The sequence below is a fragment of the Clostridium tagluense genome (assembly GCF_003865095.1).
GTDB classification, from domain to species: Bacteria; Bacillota; Clostridia; order Clostridiales; family Clostridiaceae; genus Clostridium_AD; species Clostridium_AD tagluense.
Map to the genome: position 1 here is coordinate 1 of NZ_BHYK01000081.1, position 3,151 is coordinate 3,151.

The 3,151-nt window shown below is 31.4% G+C and carries 1 protein-coding gene and 2 rRNA genes; 2 read left to right on the forward strand and 1 reads right to left on the reverse strand.

Translation table 11 applies throughout. The features are described 5' to 3' along the window. Positions 1-8: 8 nt before the first annotated feature. Positions 9-125, forward strand: a 5S ribosomal RNA gene (rrf, locus tag Ctaglu_RS24435). Positions 126-267: 142 nt separating this feature from the next. Here rrf and Ctaglu_RS24440 read toward each other — a convergent pair. After that, on the reverse strand, positions 268-2,289 hold the full coding sequence (locus tag Ctaglu_RS24440; protein WP_125006647.1) for a methyl-accepting chemotaxis protein: 2,022 nt from the start codon (positions 2,287-2,289) through the stop codon (positions 268-270). 776 nt (positions 2,290-3,065) lie between these two features. Between Ctaglu_RS24440 and Ctaglu_RS24445 the strand changes: the two genes are divergently transcribed. Next, positions 3,066-3,151 (forward strand): 16S ribosomal RNA (locus Ctaglu_RS24445); the annotation flags it as partial.

Consider the following 3,151-nt stretch of genomic DNA (forward strand, 5'->3'; position numbering starts at 1 on the left):
TTTCTCAATCTGGTGATTATGGCATGAAGGTAACACCCCTTCCCATACCGAACAGGTCGGTTAAGCTTCAATGCGCCAATGGTACTGCAGGGGTAACTTTGTGGGAGAGTAGGTCGTCGCCAGGTAACAAAAAACGTTGTATTTTATAATACAACGTTTTTTTATCGTTATGGCACTATAATACATATAAAATTTTTCACTACTCTATAAAAAAAATAAAACCAGCAAAATGCTAGTTTTATTTTTTTTGTGTAGGGGAGTGATTTGTTAAATTTGAAATTGATTTATTTTATTATTTAGCTCTTTGGTCAATTCGTCAAGTGTAAGTATACTTTCATAAACTTTCGAGAAGGATTGAGATTGTTCTTGTATTGTTGCTGCAACTTCTTCTGTAGCAGCAGCAGTTTCTTCTGAAACAGCGGATATATTAGTTATGTCAGCTACAATAGTATCTTTAAAATTACTCAATTCATTGATAGATTTGCTAGATTCATCAATTTCAAAGATCATGCTTTGTATATTTGTAGAAATTTTATTAAAAGCATCATTTACATCTAATACACTCTTGCTTTGCTCATCTATAACGGTGAGAGTTTCAGAAGTTTTGGTTACTGCATCCTTTACTTCAGATTGAATGGAAAGTACTATGGTTTTAATTTCGTCTACAGATTTAGAGGAACCTTCCGCTAATTTTCTAATTTCATCTGCAACTACTGCAAAGCCTCTTCCTGCCTCACCAGCTCTTGCAGCTTCTATGCTTGCATTTAAAGCAAGTAAATTGGTTTGTTGAGATATGGAATTAATAGTATCTAGTATAGTACGGATATTATCGGATTTTACTGCTAATTGTTTTACTGTTCTTTCAATAGATTGGGCAGCTTTATTTGTAAAATTGTTTTTTTCTTTCAAAATTTCAACTACATTTAATCCTAGTTTGTTAATAGATTCAGCATCTTTAATCGAAAGATTTAGTACTTCACTATTTTTTAGCATTTTACCGAATTTTGAGTCTAAATCCATGGCAACCCGAGCTGCATCATCAATGTCTTTTGCTTGAGCTGTTGCACCAATGGAAATCTCGTCTACGGCTCGTACTGTTTCTATAGAAGAAATATTTACGGTTTTGGTTATGTCGGATAATTCAGAGGAAAAAACTGAGATTTTTTCGCTAACATCTTGCGTATTGAAAATTAAATTTTTAATAGTTTTCGTCATATCATTAAAATTACCTTGAATTTGGCCAATTTCATCTTCAGAATTTACAGTTAATGAAACATTTAAATTTCCATTTTTAACTGAATTCATTGCTACTAAAATTCCTGGTATCTCCTTTAAGGTATGCTTCATTCTTAAAAAAGTAGCAGTAAGTAGAAGTAAAAGTGAAATAATATATATTAAAATAATTAGATTTCTAATTTTATTTACATTTGTTAATATTTCTGATTCGGGTTGAACTGCAAGTAAAGACCAGCCACTTGAAGAAATAGGTGCATATGATGCGATTTTTTTCTCATTGTTATAGGTATAGCGAGTTACAGCTTTTTTTCCAGCAAGCATATTGGCAGTTATATCTTTAAATTGATCAGGCATTTTTTTTAATAACTGTGCTTTATCTGGATGCGAAAGCACAGTTCCATCTCTAGATATTAATGATAAATATCCGGATTGTCCTATTTTATACTGAGAAACGGTATTTATGATTTCATCAAGGGTGATGTCAATTCCAGTGGCGCCCAAAGTCTTTCCGTCTTTAATAACTGGTTGGGTTACACTTATAACCATCTTACCCGTTGTAGCATCGGTATAAGGTGCAGTAAAAAAAGTAGTTGCCTTTGCTTTAGTATCTAAATACCAAGGCTTTTTAAGCAAGTCCCAGTCAGCAGGTACACCTTGTTCATTATGTTTTATAATGGCATTTCCAGATTCAGATACAAAGAAAACTAAATCAATATCTGAACCGTTGGAGTTTTTTGTATTTTGCAAGGTTTTTATTACATCAGGGTATGCAGGGTTGGTTTTTATTGCTTTTCGTGAAGGTAAAGTAGACATGAAGTTTATAATAGACTGTTGATTGGCAAGCTGTTTTACAAGCATGCCTTTTTGTGCGAGCGAGGTATTAATTTTTTCTGTTACTAATTGTACCTCATTACTTAAGGACTTTTCTTCGATTTTAATTATATTTTGTTTAATGAATATGGTTAGGATAACCATAGAAGCAATGAAAGTGATGGTAGTAATTGTCATGAAATTTAAAATAACTTTACCAGTAATAGTTTTTAGGCCTTTCATAATTTCACCGTCCTTTTTAATTAGATAATAAATTTATTTAATTGTACACTGAATTTTCGCAATTTTCAACAAATATTTCTTTTTAAGGATATATTTATTTAGTTTTAGTTTTAGTTCACCGTAATCCTACAATATTGACGAACAGCTTAATAAATTGTTTTTTTTTCATAAAGCCATAATGATACCGGGTACCAATATAAATATGAAGTAATTTATTAAAAGTATTAGTGTCGCCTATTAAGTAGTTAGTTAATGAGGATAAAATTCTTAGAAGTTTAGCTATAAACTGTAGTAAGTTGAGAGTGTTATTGATAAAAATAAAGTATACGAGCCCTAGCGTATCAGTGTGAAAAAAACGCAATAATCAGTAGTATTATGAATAATACTACCGATTATTGCTCTATTGGAGGAATTAGTATAAACACATTATGTTGGCGCATGATAAAATACTTCTTGTCGCTACTAGTAGTAACGATAAATGAAAACATTGATAAATTAACATTTAATATACTTAAAAAATATTAAAAAAAGTTATTGACAAAACAAAAAATACCTAGTAAAATAGTAGAAGTCGTCACTTGATGACAAAGCAAATTGGTCTTTGAAAATTAAACAGAGAAATAGGTAAAATAGCGAAATAACATTTTGCTAGACCAGTTAATTACTTTAGATAAAAAAGTAATTTTAGTCGTAAGACTAAAAAGTATGTAATGAGCTTGCGTAACAACTTAACAGTTGTCGCAGATTATTCATTTCAAATAAAAAGTGTAAACTTTTAAATTGAGAGTTTGATCCTGGCTCAGGACGAACGCTGGCGGCGTGCCTAACACATGCAAGTCGAGCGATGAAACCCTTCGGGGTG

Excerpts from the sequence above, each read along its gene's own strand:
- Ctaglu_RS24440 (WP_125006647.1), bottom strand. The coding sequence starts at position 2,289 with ATGAAAGGCCTAAAAACTATTACTGGTAAAGTTATTTTAAATTTCATG.